We start from the raw sequence: 13731 nt of genomic DNA on the forward strand, positions 1-13731 counted from the left end.
TTACTCGGCCATCGAAGAAGAACGGGAGGTAGGGATAGGTGGAACCGGGTCATAACCACCGGGATTCCACGGATGACAGCGACCTAAACGACGAAAGGCCAGCCAGCCACCGCGCAGAAGGCCATGATTTTCGATGGCTTCTAACGCGTAGCAGGAACAACTGGGGTAGAAACGACAGTGGTTGGCCATTAAAGGACTAATGGCATAGCGATAAAACTGGATCGGAACGAGGGCCAGTTTACGCATCTGGACTGTCTACCCCTACAGTTTCGGTTTTGACTTCTGGAACGGGCTTGCTGCGTGCAAGACGCTTCCAGAGTTTGCCGAAATGCTGAATCAATTCGGGGTTTTCTACATCGCCCAGACCTTTGCGCGCGACGATAACGATATCCCAGCCGACCAGTGAATCCTGGTGCAGACGGAATGATTCGCGCATCAAACGTTTGAGGCGATTGCGCTCAACGGAGAGCTTTACGCTCTTTTTCCCGATAACCAGCCCGAGACGGGGGTGATCAAGATCGTTGTTGCGTGCAAGGAGCAGGAGATTTTTCCCCGGAACCTTGCCGGTAGGGGAGTCAAAGACTGCCTTGAAATGCCGGGGGGTAAGCAGACGCTTTTCCCGACTGAAGTCCTGACTCACCTCCAGTACCGGATTATCAAACTGCCAGACGCGCACGACCTTTGGCGCGACGACGCGACAGGACTGCACGGCCGTTCTTGGTAGCCATGCGAGCACGGAAACCGTGGGTACGAGCGCGTTTGATAGTGCTTGGTTGGAAAGTACGTTTCATTGTCGTGTTACCTGGTTCGTCCACAACGGGCCGGAATGGCCCCCGTTTTAAGAGACCGGGGATTCTAGAGAAAGCAAGCCTTCAGGTCAATTTCCAACCAACGTTTCCTTATAAATAGATCTCGAGGTGTTCTTTGCCCGATCACCTGCTCGCCATACATAAAAATAAAGAAGGGAATTATTTAAAGCTTTTCTGTAAAGCTTATAAAAGCTAGGTACACCGTCTTCTGTGGATAAGTGGCATTAGCCCTTGTTTGACGTGATGTACAGAGAATGACAACTACAGTGGAAAACCGTGTTCAGCCTGTGCTGCACTGTCGGATAACCTGTGTGTGGAATGGCATGTTATCCACAGGCAGGTTATCCACCGAGTTCAACCCCCAGTTGTCCAGTGCCCTTAGTGGCGGTTATCCACAGAGCTTATTCACACACCGTTGGTCGTTTTTTTAGCGGTTAACGCGTTGATAAATCATGGTCACCGGGCAACCTGCATGTGGATAAGTGGACGGCTCGCCGCTACAATGGCCGCTTGTTTTTGCCTCACCGGCTTTCAACTTAGGGGATATCCGTGTCAGTGGAACTTTGGCAGCAGTGCGTGGAGCTTTTGCGCGAGGAGCTGCCTGCCCAACAATTCAACACCTGGATCCGTCCACTACAGGTCGAAGCCGAAGGCGACGAGTTGCGCGTCTACGCACCGAACCGTTTTGTGCTGGACTGGGTCAACGAAAAGTACCTGGGTCGTGTCCTTGAGCTGCTGGATGAGCATGGCAACGGCATGGCGCCAGCGCTCTCCTTATTAATAGGCAGCAAACGCAGTTCCGCTCCGCGTGCCGCACCGAACGCGCCGCTTGCAGCCGCGCAGGTTTCCCAGCAGGCCCAGGCAAATGCCACGCCTGTGAGTACGCCGGCACCCACCCAGACGTCAGCGCCGGCAGCCAAGCGTTCGACGCAGAAAAGCCCCGAAGTCAGCGATGAACCGTCTCGCGACAGTTTCGACCCGATGTCCGGTGCCGCTTCCCAGCAAGCCCCGGTCCGCGCCGAACAACGTACCGTGCAGGTCGAAGGCGCGCTCAAGCACACCAGTTACCTGAACCGCACCTTCACCTTCGAAAACTTCGTCGAAGGTAAATCCAACCAGCTCGCCCGCGCGGCGGCCTGGCAAGTGGCGGACAACCCCAAGCACGGCTACAACCCACTGTTCCTTTATGGTGGCGTCGGCCTGGGTAAAACCCACTTGATGCACGCGGTGGGTAACCACCTGTTAAAGAAGAACCCGAATGCCAAGGTCGTGTACCTGCATTCCGAGCGTTTCGTCGCCGACATGGTCAAGGCGCTGCAACTGAACGCGATCAACGAGTTCAAGCGTTTCTACCGTTCGGTGGATGCCTTGCTGATCGACGACATTCAGTTCTTTGCTCGCAAGGAGCGTTCGCAGGAAGAGTTTTTCCACACTTTCAACGCCCTGCTTGAAGGTGGCCAGCAGGTCATTCTCACCAGTGACCGCTACCCGAAAGAAATCGAAGGCCTTGAAGAGCGCCTCAAATCCCGCTTCGGCTGGGGCCTGACGGTTGCCGTCGAGCCGCCGGAACTGGAAACGCGCGTGGCGATCTTGATGAAGAAGGCCGACCAGGCCAAAGTCGACTTGCCGCACGACGCCGCGTTCTTCATTGCCCAGCGTATTCGCTCCAACGTCCGTGAGCTGGAAGGCGCGTTGAAACGCGTGATCGCCCACTCGCACTTCATGGGCCGCGACATCACCATCGAGCTGATTCGCGAATCCCTGAAAGACCTGTTGGCGTTGCAGGACAAACTGGTCTCTGTGGATAACATTCAGCGCACCGTCGCCGAGTACTACAAGATCAAGATCTCGGACCTGCTGTCCAAGCGCCGTTCGCGCTCGGTAGCGCGTCCGCGTCAGGTAGCCATGGCGTTGTCCAAGGAGCTGACCAACCACAGCCTGCCGGAAATCGGCGATGTGTTTGGCGGCCGTGACCACACCACCGTGTTGCACGCCTGCCGCAAGATCAACGAACTTAAGGAATCCGACGCGGACATCCGCGAGGACTACAAGAACCTGCTGCGTACACTGACCACTTGATGAACACCAGCGCAGCTTATTAAGGCAAGGGACTAGACCATGCATTTCACCATTCAACGCGAAGCCCTGTTGAAACCCCTGCAACTGGTCGCAGGCGTCGTCGAGCGTCGACAGACCTTGCCGGTACTGTCCAACGTGCTGTTGGTAGTCGAAGGCCAGCAACTGTCGCTGACCGGTACCGATCTTGAGGTCGAACTGGTCGGTCGTGTGCAACTCGAGGAGCCGGCAGAAACAGGTTCCATCACCGTGCCTGCGCGCAAGCTGATGGATATCTGCAAAAGCCTGCCCAACGACGCGCTGATCGACATCAAGGTCGACGAGCAGAAGCTGGTGGTAAAAGCCGGCCGTAGCCGTTTCACCCTGTCGACCTTGCCGGCCAACGATTTCCCGACCGTTGAAGAAGGCCCGGGTTCGCTGACCTGCAGCCTCGAGCAAAGCAAACTGCGTCGCCTGATCGAACGCACCAGCTTCGCCATGGCTCAGCAGGACGTGCGTTACTACCTCAACGGCATGTTGCTGGAAGTGTCCGAGGGCATCATCCGCGCTGTGGCCACCGACGGTCACCGTCTGGCCATGTGCTCGATGAAAGCCGATATCGGCCAGCCGGATCGTCACCAGGTGATCGTGCCGCGCAAAGGTATCCTCGAACTGGCGCGTCTGCTCACCGAGCCGGACGGCAATGTCAGCATCGTGCTGGGTCAGCACCACATCCGCGCGACCACCGGCGAATTCACCTTCACCTCGAAACTGGTCGACGGCAAATTCCCGGACTACGAGCGCGTGCTACCTAAGGGCGGCGACAAGCTGGTATTGGGCGATCGTCAGGCGCTGCGCGAAGCGTTCAGCCGTACCGCGATTCTGTCCAACGAGAAGTACCGTGGTATCCGTCTGCAGCTGGCCAGCGGTCAGTTAAAGATCCAGGCCAACAACCCGGAGCAGGAAGAAGCGGAAGAAGAAGTGGGCGTTGAATACAACGGCGGCTCCCTGGAAATCGGCTTCAACGTGAGCTACTTGCTCGACGTGCTGGGCGTGATGACCACCGAGCAGGTTCGCCTGATCCTGTCCGACTCCAACAGCAGTGCGCTGGTGCAAGAGTCGGACAACGACGATTCGGCTTACGTTGTCATGCCGATGCGTCTGTAATCAGCTGACTCTGGATGTCCTTAAGTCGTGTTTCGGTCACCGCGGTGCGCAATCTGCACCCGGTGACCTTCTCCCCCTCCCCCCGCATCAACATTCTTTACGGCGCCAACGGCAGCGGCAAAACCAGTGTTCTGGAAGCCATTCATCTGCTGGGGCTTGCCCGTTCGTTTCGTAGCACGCGGCTTTTGCCGGTCATCCAGTACGAGCAGCTCGCCTGTACCGTGTTCGGTCAGGTCGAACTGGCCGAGGGTGGGCATAGCGCTTTGGGTATCTCGCGCGACCGTCAGGGCGAATTCCAGATACGCATCGACGGCCAGAACGCCCGCAGCGCAGCGCAACTGGCAGAGATCCTGCCGCTGCAGTTGATCAACCCCGACAGCTTCCGTCTGCTTGAAGGCGCGCCGAAGATTCGCCGGCAGTTTCTCGATTGGGGTGTGTTCCACGTCGAGCCGCGGTTCATGGCCACCTGGCAGCGTTTGCAGAAGGCCTTGCGCCAGAGAAACTCCTGGCTGCGGCATGGTACACTTGACGCCGTTTCGCAAGCGGTTTGGGACAGGGAACTGTGCCAGGCCAGCGCTGAAATCGATGAATACCGCCGCGCTTACATCAAAGCCTTGAAACCAGTCTTTGAACAAACCTTGAGCGAACTGGTTGAGCTCGAAGGTTTGACGCTCAGCTATTACCGAGGCTGGGACAAAGACCGGGAATTGAGTGCCGTACTGGCCGGATCCCTGCAACGGGATCAGCAAATGGGTCATACCCAGGCCGGACCGCAACGGGCTGATTTGCGTCTTAGATTGGGTGCACACAACGCCGCGGACATTTTGTCCCGGGGTCAGCAGAAGTTGGTGGTCTGTGCACTGCGGATTGCCCAAGGGCATCTGGTCAGCCAGGCCCGCCGCGGTCAGTGTATTTATCTGGTGGATGACTTGCCGTCCGAGCTGGACGAGAGCCACCGTCGCGCGCTGTGCCGCTTGCTGGAAGACTTACGCTGCCAGGTGTTCATTACCTGTGTAGATCACGAATTATTGAGGGAAGGCTGGCAGACGGAAACGCCAGTCGCTCTGTTCCACGTGGAACAGGGCCGTATCACCCAGACCCACGACCATCGGGAGTGAAGGCATTGAGCGAAGAAAATACGTACGACTCAACGAGCATTAAAGTGCTGAAAGGCCTGGATGCCGTACGCAAACGTCCCGGTATGTACATTGGTGACACCGATGATGGCAGCGGTCTGCACCACATGGTGTTCGAGGTGGTCGACAACTCGATCGACGAAGCCCTCGCCGGCCACTGCGACGACATCAGCATCATCATCCACCCGGATGAGTCCATCACCGTTAAAGACAACGGCCGTGGCATCCCGGTAGACGTGCACAAAGAGGAAGGCGTCTCCGCCGCCGAGGTCATCATGACCGTCCTCCACGCTGGCGGTAAGTTCGACGACAACTCCTACAAAGTATCCGGCGGTCTGCACGGTGTGGGTGTGTCGGTAGTGAACGCACTGTCCGAAGAACTGGTTCTGACTGTTCGCCGCAGCGGCAAGATCTGGGAACAGACCTACGTCCACGGCGTACCTCAGGCACCGATGGCCATCGTTGGCGACAGCGAAACCACCGGTACCCAGATCCACTTCAAGGCTTCCAGCGAAACCTTCAAGAACATTCACTTCAGCTGGGACATCCTCGCCAAGCGCATTCGTGAACTGTCCTTCCTCAACTCCGGTGTCGGCATCGTCCTCAAGGATGAGCGCAGCGGCAAGGAAGAGCTGTTCAAGTACGAAGGCGGTTTGCGTGCGTTCGTTGAATATCTGAACACCAACAAGACTGCGGTCAACCAGGTGTTCCACTTCAACATCCAGCGTGAAGACGGCATCGGCGTGGAAATCGCCCTGCAGTGGAACGACAGCTTCAACGAGAACCTGTTGTGCTTCACCAACAACATTCCGCAGCGCGACGGCGGTACTCACCTGGTGGGCTTCCGTTCGGCACTGACGCGTAACCTGAACAACTACATCGAGCAGGAAGGTCTGGCGAAGAAGCACAAAGTCGCCACCACCGGTGACGATGCCCGTGAAGGCCTGACCGCGATCATCTCGGTGAAAGTGCCGGATCCGAAGTTCAGCTCGCAGACCAAAGACAAGCTGGTCTCCTCCGAAGTGAAGACTGCGGTCGAGCAGGAGATGGGCAAGTACTTCTCCGACTTCCTTCTGGAAAACCCGAACGAAGCGAAACTGGTCGTCGGCAAGATGATCGACGCCGCTCGTGCCCGTGAAGCCGCGCGCAAGGCCCGTGAGATGACCCGCCGCAAAGGCGCGCTGGACATCGCCGGTCTGCCAGGCAAGCTCGCTGACTGCCAGGAAAAAGACCCGGCGCTGTCCGAACTGTACCTGGTGGAAGGTGACTCCGCGGGCGGCTCTGCCAAGCAGGGACGTAACCGCAAGACTCAGGCGATCCTGCCGTTGAAGGGTAAGATCCTCAACGTCGAGAAAGCACGTTTCGACAAGATGATCTCTTCCCAGGAAGTGGGCACCTTGATCACCGCACTGGGCTGCGGTATCGGTCGCGACGAATACAACATCGACAAGCTGCGTTATCACAACATCATCATCATGACCGATGCTGACGTCGACGGTTCGCACATCCGTACCCTGCTGCTGACCTTCTTCTTCCGTCAGTTGCCGGAGCTGATCGAGCGCGGCTACATCTACATCGCCCAGCCGCCGCTGTACAAGGTCAAGAAAGGCAAGCAAGAGCAATACATCAAAGACGACGACGCCATGGAAGAGTACATGACGCAGTCGGCCCTGGAAGATGCGAGCCTGCACCTGAACGAAGAAGCCCCGGGCATTTCCGGTGAAGCGCTGGAACGTCTGGTTAACGACTTCCGCATGGTGATGAAGACTCTCAAGCGTCTGTCGCGCCTGTACCCGCAGGAGCTGACCGAGCACTTCATCTACCTGCCGGCCGTAAGCCTGGAAAAGCTCGGCGACCACGCAGCGATGCAAGAGTGGCTGGCCCAATACGAAGCGCGTCTGCGCACCGTGGAAAAATCCGGTCTGGTCTACAAGGCCAGCCTGCGTGAAGATCGTGAACGTGGCGTGTGGCTGCCAGAGGTCGAACTGATCTCCCACGGCCTGTCGAACTACGTCACCTTCAACCGCGACTTCTTCGGCAGCAACGACTACAAAACCGTCGTCACCCTCGGCGCTCAACTGAGCACCCTGCTCGACGAAGGCGCGTATATCCAGCGTGGCGAACGCAAGAAAGCGGTCACCGAGTTCAAGGAAGCCTTGGACTGGCTGATGGCTGAAAGCACCAAGCGCCACACCATTCAGCGATACAAAGGTCTGGGCGAAATGAACCCGGATCAGCTGTGGGAAACCACCATGGACCCAAGCGTGCGCCGCATGCTGAAAGTCACCATCGAAGACGCCATTGGCGCAGACCAGATCTTCAACACCCTGATGGGTGATGCGGTCGAACCTCGCCGTGACTTCATCGAGAGTAACGCGCTGGCTGTGTCCAACCTGGACTTCTGATCCGCGCAAGCAATTCGGTGTGTGTTGCCGAAACAAAAAAGGCCCGCATCAGCGGGCCTTTTTTATGGGTGTTCTTAGTAATAAACCGCTGGTCCCTGAATTCATTACAGCGGGCCGAGGCAATGTTCAACTTAGAACCATCGCAGACTCACTCGATTTCAAATCAAACGCTTCGCGCGAAGGTCCAATTTCCCAAAGCAACTGCAAGCGCTGGTGGGCTTCGTGCAATGTCGGAATATGACCTTCATCCACCCACCACATCACAACCCGTGGTTTGCTGATAGGCAGGAACCACTCCGCACCTCTCAAACGAAAGTCGTTGTGCGGTGTTTTATACAAGAAATCTTTCAAAGCCGCCGGGCTCTTCCACAGCGAAAGTGTATAAAGATACCCTTCTCCCCATAGTTCATCGAGAAGCTGTTGATTGTCCTGAACTTCCCGCCATATAAAGCCAGGATGCGCGTCGGCTAGACCATTTACGTAGGCGGTAGAAGAATAAAAACCGTCCATGCGCGGATCAGATTTTAAATGTTTTGGTTTGACCAGATCAAACTGCGCGAGAATAGCCATTGACTGTTAATCCTTTAATAAGGCTAGAGGCTGTTAAAAAGTTGTGTAGTTACTAGTGAAGTTATGAACGGGTTTGCAGGCGAGCGCCAACATCCAGGTTACTTTGCAGTAATCAGACGGCTATTAATTATCGAGAAGTCAGTACGCGCTTTATTAAAGTTACATGCCGTGAACTATGATTTTTTTAAACGGCGAGGAGGCATGAATATGTCATCTCATCTGTAAGCTGTGAATGCTTGAATCTGCCCTGCCACCATTGAGCTTGCCAGGTGACAGGGAGATTCGCTTGCAATCAGGCCTGACCGTTCAACATCAAATTGAGGTTCTGTACTGCGGCGCCTGATGCGCCCTTGCCGAGGTTGTCGTACACCGCGGCAAGCAATACCTGGCCTGACTTCTCATCCGAGAAGACATAGATGTCCAGGCGATTGGTGTCATTCAGGTATTCAGGGTCCAGTTGCGTAACGGTCTTGACCTGATCCAGCGGAACCACCTTGATGAACTCGGATTTGGCGTAATGGTTGCTGAGGCAGGCGTGGATCTGCTGCACCGAGGCGCCAGCGGGCAACAAGCGCAAATGCAGCGGCACGTACAAGACGATGCCTTGGCGGTATTTGCCATAGCCAGGCGTGAAGATCGGCCGATGATCCAGCAATGCCTCGGACATCATCTCCGGGACGTGCTTGTGGTTAAGGTTCAGGCCATAACCGCGGTATGGAGCGTCCGTGTGTTGCGGATGATCCGGGATTTCATAGGCATCGATCAGTGATTTGCCCGAACCGGAATACCCGGAAATGGCATGCACATTCACCGGGTAGTCCTTGGGTACCACACCGGCTTCCGTCAGCGGACGCAACAGCGCGATGGCGCCTGTCGGGTAGCAGCCAGGATTGGATACACGCTTGGCTGTCGTGATGATGTCAGCCTGACCTGCAGTCAGTTCCGGCAGACCATACACCCAACCTGGTGTGGTGCGATGGGCAGAGCTGGGATCAAGTACACGTACCTTTGGATTCTCGATGAACGACACCGCCTCAACAGCGGCATCGTCCGGCAGGCAGAGAATCGCGACATCACAGGTGTTAAGTGCTTCAGCCCTTTTTACCGGGTCCTTGCGATCGGCATAGGGCAACTGCAAAAGCTCAATATCCGTGCGACCGTTCAGACGCGAATGTATCTGAAGTCCAGTCGTACCGGCTTCCCCGTCGATAAAAATAAGTGGCTTCATGTTCACGAAAATTCACGATAATGAGTGTTTTGAAACTTTATCACACCTTTACTGTGCTGCGCAGGGTGACGTTTTTATGCAAACAGTTTTTCAGGTTTATTTGAAATACTGTTTTTTAGTCCTGCTACCCCGTCACTGACCAATGTCTCTTCGAACTTTCCCGCCATGAAGTCAATTTGATATACATAAGGTACTGGTTTAAAGAACATTTCCCGATTCAACAACTTGGCCAGGGTAAACGTCGAGGTCAGGGTTGTAGCTAATAAACAGGCAGAGCTTAGAGAGGCAACTTTACGTTCCTCGAAATCAAGCTTCGGATCTTCCAGATAGGCACGGTGCAAATGCAGCGGGTCGAGGCCCATACCGAAATTGATCAGTTTCTCCGTCTCAGTCATATCGGGCGTTAACGCAAAATATTCTTCGAATGACATCGAATCCGGATGGAAGTGATGCAACGTTCCGCCAAAGCCTATAGGGCAGGAAACGACCGCCGGGATACCCAGTTCCCGCGCCTTTTGGTACATCTGAATTCGCGGCTCAATCACGAAGTAGTCCATGGCGTCGCATAACATGTCCACACCGGTCAAAAAGTCATCGACTGTTTCAGCGCTCACCCCGTTGTACTGTTCAATGCGCAAGGCCGGATTGATCGACAACAGACGCTCACGCAGGACATCGGCCTTCTTCAGTCCGACTGTATGAGTCGTTGCGCCAAATTGGCGGTTGAAGTTCTCTGGTCCGAAGGTATCGAAATCAGCAATTTTGATTCCGCCAACGCCCATGCGTACCAGTGTCTCCGCGTGGGTATATCCGACACCGCCGCATCCTGGAACTGCAATTGTCTTGCTGGCTAACAGTGCCAGTTCTTCCTGGCTGATCAAGCCGATCATTCGACTGTAAATGACTTCGCGGGAATATTCATTTTGCATATAACGCTCCTTGTATTTATTTGGCGACGTAGTGAAAACCAACGATTGAGAAACCGTGTCGGGTCCAGAAAGACTGCGCCATCGAATTGCTAACGAATGTATCAAGGCAGACCTGTTCACACTGGTAATGATCGGCCAAGGCTCTTACGTAGCTGAGCAGTTGTGCCCCCACTCCACGAGATCGGTTTCCCGGTTTGATGATGAAATGATCGATATATAAATATTTTCCGCAGTAAATCCGGGTATTCAGCCAATAGCCGGTCACGCCCACCAACTCGGTTCCTGCGAATACCCCAACACACTGCCAATTCAACTTGGCGACAGTTTCCAATCGTTCTAACAGCAGGCCTTTATTCAAATCCGGATAAAAAGTCGACAGCAACGCCAGCGTCATGGGCAATTCATAATTCTGCATAACCCTGATCGTCACTGCCGTCTCCATACGTTCAGCCTTGTGCATGCAACCCCCTCACCCAGACACGTTTATAAGACTGGACGAGAACGGTCAGTGGAACTCGATAACCAGCAGATCGCGATAACCGCTGTCAGCTCCATTACAGATCTGAATGGCTGTCGTATCGTGAAAAACCGTGTCATCCCTGAACAACAGTGCCTGACAAGGCTTCTCCAGCGTGCCCACATAAATAGGCTGCTGGTGCATGATATCGACCAGGGTCGTTTCGCCTCCGACTACACCACTTCTGTCGGCCATGAACAGGCAACTGAATTTCACCCCATCCCGATGTTTGCCTTCGGGTACCGGCAATCCCGTCATGTCTGGAGTGGCGAGGATACGATTGAAATAGGTGTTGATCTTCCAGCCTTGGACATCTTCGATTTCACTGAAGGTGTTGGCGAGTTTCAGTAGAAGCTTCTTCAGCACTTCATTGTCGGCCATCTCCGCAGTGACGGGGGCGAAGTGCCGGTCGATGCCACCGTTCAGCGGATTGAAATACTCCGGTTGGGAATACGGTACATGGGGCTGCTGCTCCAGGCGATTGCCGTTCGCATACCACTTGAATTTACCGAAACGGCGATAGCGGTACATGCCACCATCGTTCATGTAACGATCAAGTTCGAGGTTTTCCCAATAACCCTGAAATTGCGCCCACTCGGGCATCTCGGAAAAATCCACACCCAGCAGTTCAGCGGAGTGCCCTGCAACAAATCGGCTGTTGTTGAGTGCCCAGACAGTCTGTGGCTCAGTATTGGCAAGATTGCTTTTCATAAGAGTTCTCTAAGTATCACGTCAACAGCGTTTTGTTGTTTTTCATAGCCAGTTCGATGCTTTTGTAATAGTCGACGGCTACGTTGTATCGGATCAGGCAGCCGATACACATTTCTTCAATGGCTTCAGGGCATGACTTCGCCAATGGCATCAGCACGCGATAGAGAAGTTGCTTGCCGTGATTGGCATCAATCTTTATATGCATGTCGTGGTAATAGATGACGTCTTCGGGCATGTGCAGACGACGCATGGCCTTGACTGTTCGGGAGAACCGGTAGGGCGCAGTGTGTTCAAGAATCGCCAGGGCGCCCAGTAGACGAGGGTGATACTGGCGCCGTAATGCGTACATCAGCAGCAGATTGCCGTTCTTCAGGGCCTCCGCCGGCGCTTGTTGAACGCGGGCCTGGGGGCCGATGAGTTCGTGCAGTGTTGCTGCGGATTTACGGAACAGCACGGTATGCATTTCGGATAGCGTACCCAGGCCCATTTCGTCCCAGTAGTTTTCCGCAAGCGCCAACTTCATATCGCCTGTCATGCCCAATTGTGCCAGGGCGATGACGTCATCGAAGCGACCGTCGACCTGCTCTTCCATGGCGATGTAAAAGCTCAGTTCTTCAAGCGTCGACTCTTCAGCCAGCCAAGTGAAAAACGCTGAAACCTCATCGCGATGAGTCGAATGCAGGCGGGTGTACCACTTCAAAAACTCGGCAGCGTTCTTTGGCAACCGGGTTTTATCGAGACGACTTTCTTCGTAGGCGTTCCATTCATCTTCCAGTCTATGGGTGCGCGTATATTCGTGGTGAATCGGCGCCATTTTGTAAGCGCTTGGTTCGGCCAGTTCACGAAGATAAAACGAGTTGAGCGCGGTCTGTTCCGATAGCGAGTTTATGGTCGACGGCGGCGTGGTCGTCTGATCCGTGGAACGATCTTGTAGAGTCATTTCAGTTCCTTTGCTTTACCAGGGGCGAGCAGGCGCCAGACGCGAGCACGTGCCACACCCCGTCGGAGTTAGCGTTCAGTCTTGCAACAGGCGCTGCGCGGGTCAGCTTTTGCGCATTGAGCGGAGCAGTCCCAAGTAAAAACTTTTATAGGAGACTTCCAGGTAACGGCAGTTTTCATGAATTTTTTCGTGCAGGTCGTGCAGACGGTCAATAGGCAATCCGGGCATCAGATGATGCTCAACGTGGTAGTTATTGCCGTTGGTGAACCAGTTCATGAATGCGTTGCTTTTGATGGTTCTGGTGTTTTCGTAGGGGTCTGTCGAATCCGTTGCGCAACGGAAATGCTCTGGCATCTCAATCAGGGCGTGTACCGGAGCCGCGACAAACATGAGCGGAATAATCCACAGATAGACGATGATTTCATAACCGAACTGAAAGGAGGCCAAACCCAATAACGCAATCATCAATACCATCGAAAGATGATCTCGCTTGATCCGTTTGGAAACGTTGCTGGAAACGTTTTGGTACTGCGAGCTAAACGCAATGAACACATTTTTGAAAAAACGTGGGTAGTGCGAAACCATCAAAAGTCTGGTTAATAGCGCGCTGATGGAACGAAGGGATAACTCACCATATTGATCACCGTAATCAAAGAACTCCCGATTTTCCGGAGTGCCCAGGTAACGATGGTGGTGCATATGGCTGGCTTTGTAATCAGCAAATGAAACCAACATTGGCAGACCGAGCAGTATGCCGAACAGCTCGTTAAGCTTTTTATTCCGGAATCCCTGTGAGTGCAGGACTTGATGTTGAAGTTCCACGCCATGGGCGAACATTGATCCAAGAAGAATGACGCCTATGGCGATTTCCCATGGATGACCACTCAGTGCCAGACAACCACCGGTTACAATCAGCGCTAAGTAGATTGCAAATTTCAGTGCAAACGTTACATCGCTGGACCTGCTCTGAATATCGGCCAATGCCAATCGATTGGCATTAGTAAATGTAGTTCTCTGCACAACTCACTCCGTCGAACTGAACAAGAATTTCGCTGATATTTTCTAATCGTTAGGCAAGCTATCGAGTTGATTTTTAATCATTCCATTATGTGTACCTTTTACAGGCTCTGGTGTTAACTAATACCTCCGGTTTGAATGTTTAATTGTTCAGCTCGGGTGCTTCTGAAATACATCAAGTTTGATGAATGGCAATAACGCCAAGCAATCGCGCGCAGTACAACTGTGAGGGATCTAACGGTTGTGC

At 54.2% G+C, this 13731-nt stretch carries 14 protein-coding genes; 4 read left to right on the forward strand and 10 right to left on the reverse strand.

Annotated elements, in window-relative coordinates; genetic code table 11:
* The 3 genes from yidD to rpmH are packed head-to-tail and all read right to left on the reverse strand — an operon-like array spanning position 1 to position 791.
* On the reverse strand, positions 1-246 hold the full coding sequence (yidD, locus tag ACZZ0A_RS25695; RefSeq protein WP_077430980.1) for a membrane protein insertion efficiency factor YidD: 246 nt from the start codon (positions 244-246) through the stop codon (positions 1-3).
* Entirely contained in the window at positions 239-640 is a 402-nt protein-coding gene (gene rnpA, locus ACZZ0A_RS25700; protein WP_042704971.1) for a ribonuclease P protein component, read from the reverse strand. Before rnpA ends, yidD begins: the two co-directional genes overlap by 8 nt.
* 16 nt (positions 641-656) lie before the next feature.
* Positions 657-791 carry a 50S ribosomal protein L34 gene (gene rpmH / locus ACZZ0A_RS25705; protein ID WP_003213577.1) on the reverse strand — a complete coding sequence of 45 codons (135 nt, stop codon included), beginning with the start codon at positions 789-791 and terminating at the stop codon, positions 657-659.
* Positions 792-1358: 567 nt separating this feature from the next.
* Here rpmH and dnaA point away from each other — a divergent pair.
* From dnaA to gyrB, 4 genes are read left to right on the forward strand one after another with little or no spacing between them, the layout of a single operon-like run.
* Positions 1359-2888 (forward strand): chromosomal replication initiator protein DnaA, encoded by a 1530-nt coding sequence (dnaA, locus tag ACZZ0A_RS25710; RefSeq protein ID WP_007911888.1) that lies wholly within the window; start codon positions 1359-1361, stop codon positions 2886-2888.
* Positions 2889-2927: 39 nt separating this feature from the next.
* The gene (gene dnaN / locus ACZZ0A_RS25715; protein WP_007911887.1) at positions 2928-4031 is read left to right on the forward strand and encodes a DNA polymerase III subunit beta; all 1104 of its coding nucleotides are present in this window, start codon (positions 2928-2930) and stop codon (positions 4029-4031) included.
* A 14-nt stretch (positions 4032-4045) separates the two neighbouring features.
* Positions 4046-5149, forward strand: coding sequence for a DNA replication/repair protein RecF (gene recF / locus ACZZ0A_RS25720; RefSeq protein ID WP_007911886.1), 1104 nt, complete (start codon positions 4046-4048; stop codon positions 5147-5149).
* Positions 5150-5154: 5 nt separating this feature from the next.
* On the forward strand, positions 5155-7572 hold the full coding sequence (gene gyrB, locus ACZZ0A_RS25725) for a DNA topoisomerase (ATP-hydrolyzing) subunit B (protein WP_007911885.1): 2418 nt from the start codon (positions 5155-5157) through the stop codon (positions 7570-7572).
* Between the two features lie 126 nt (positions 7573-7698).
* On the opposite strand, the gene ACZZ0A_RS25730 is transcribed toward gyrB, so the two are convergent.
* From ACZZ0A_RS25730 to ACZZ0A_RS25760, 7 genes are all read right to left on the reverse strand, one after another.
* On the reverse strand, positions 7699-8142 hold the full coding sequence (locus ACZZ0A_RS25730; RefSeq protein WP_123376034.1) for a DUF3291 domain-containing protein: 444 nt from the start codon (positions 8140-8142) through the stop codon (positions 7699-7701).
* Between the two features lie 292 nt (positions 8143-8434).
* On the reverse strand, positions 8435-9370 hold the full coding sequence (argC, locus tag ACZZ0A_RS25735) for an N-acetyl-gamma-glutamyl-phosphate reductase (protein WP_123376033.1): 936 nt from the start codon (positions 9368-9370) through the stop codon (positions 8435-8437).
* A gap of 74 nt (positions 9371-9444) precedes the next feature.
* Positions 9445-10299, reverse strand: coding sequence for a ThiF family adenylyltransferase (locus ACZZ0A_RS25740; protein WP_007949984.1), 855 nt, complete (start codon positions 10297-10299; stop codon positions 9445-9447).
* A gap of 16 nt (positions 10300-10315) precedes the next feature.
* Entirely contained in the window at positions 10316-10759 is a 444-nt protein-coding gene (locus ACZZ0A_RS25745) for a GNAT family N-acetyltransferase (RefSeq protein WP_463543898.1), read from the reverse strand.
* A gap of 45 nt (positions 10760-10804) precedes the next feature.
* Positions 10805-11527 carry a 2OG-Fe dioxygenase family protein gene (locus ACZZ0A_RS25750; RefSeq protein ID WP_007911880.1) on the reverse strand — a complete coding sequence of 241 codons (723 nt, stop codon included), beginning with the start codon at positions 11525-11527 and terminating at the stop codon, positions 10805-10807.
* Between the two features lie 16 nt (positions 11528-11543).
* Positions 11544-12467 (reverse strand): iron-containing redox enzyme family protein, encoded by a 924-nt coding sequence (locus ACZZ0A_RS25755; RefSeq protein ID WP_007911878.1) that lies wholly within the window; start codon positions 12465-12467, stop codon positions 11544-11546.
* A gap of 102 nt (positions 12468-12569) precedes the next feature.
* Positions 12570-13487 carry a fatty acid desaturase family protein gene (locus ACZZ0A_RS25760; protein ID WP_463543899.1) on the reverse strand — a complete coding sequence of 306 codons (918 nt, stop codon included), beginning with the start codon at positions 13485-13487 and terminating at the stop codon, positions 12570-12572.
* Between the last annotated feature and the right edge of the window lie 244 nt (positions 13488-13731).

It is taken from the genome of Pseudomonas sp. AC242 (genome assembly GCF_979258655.1).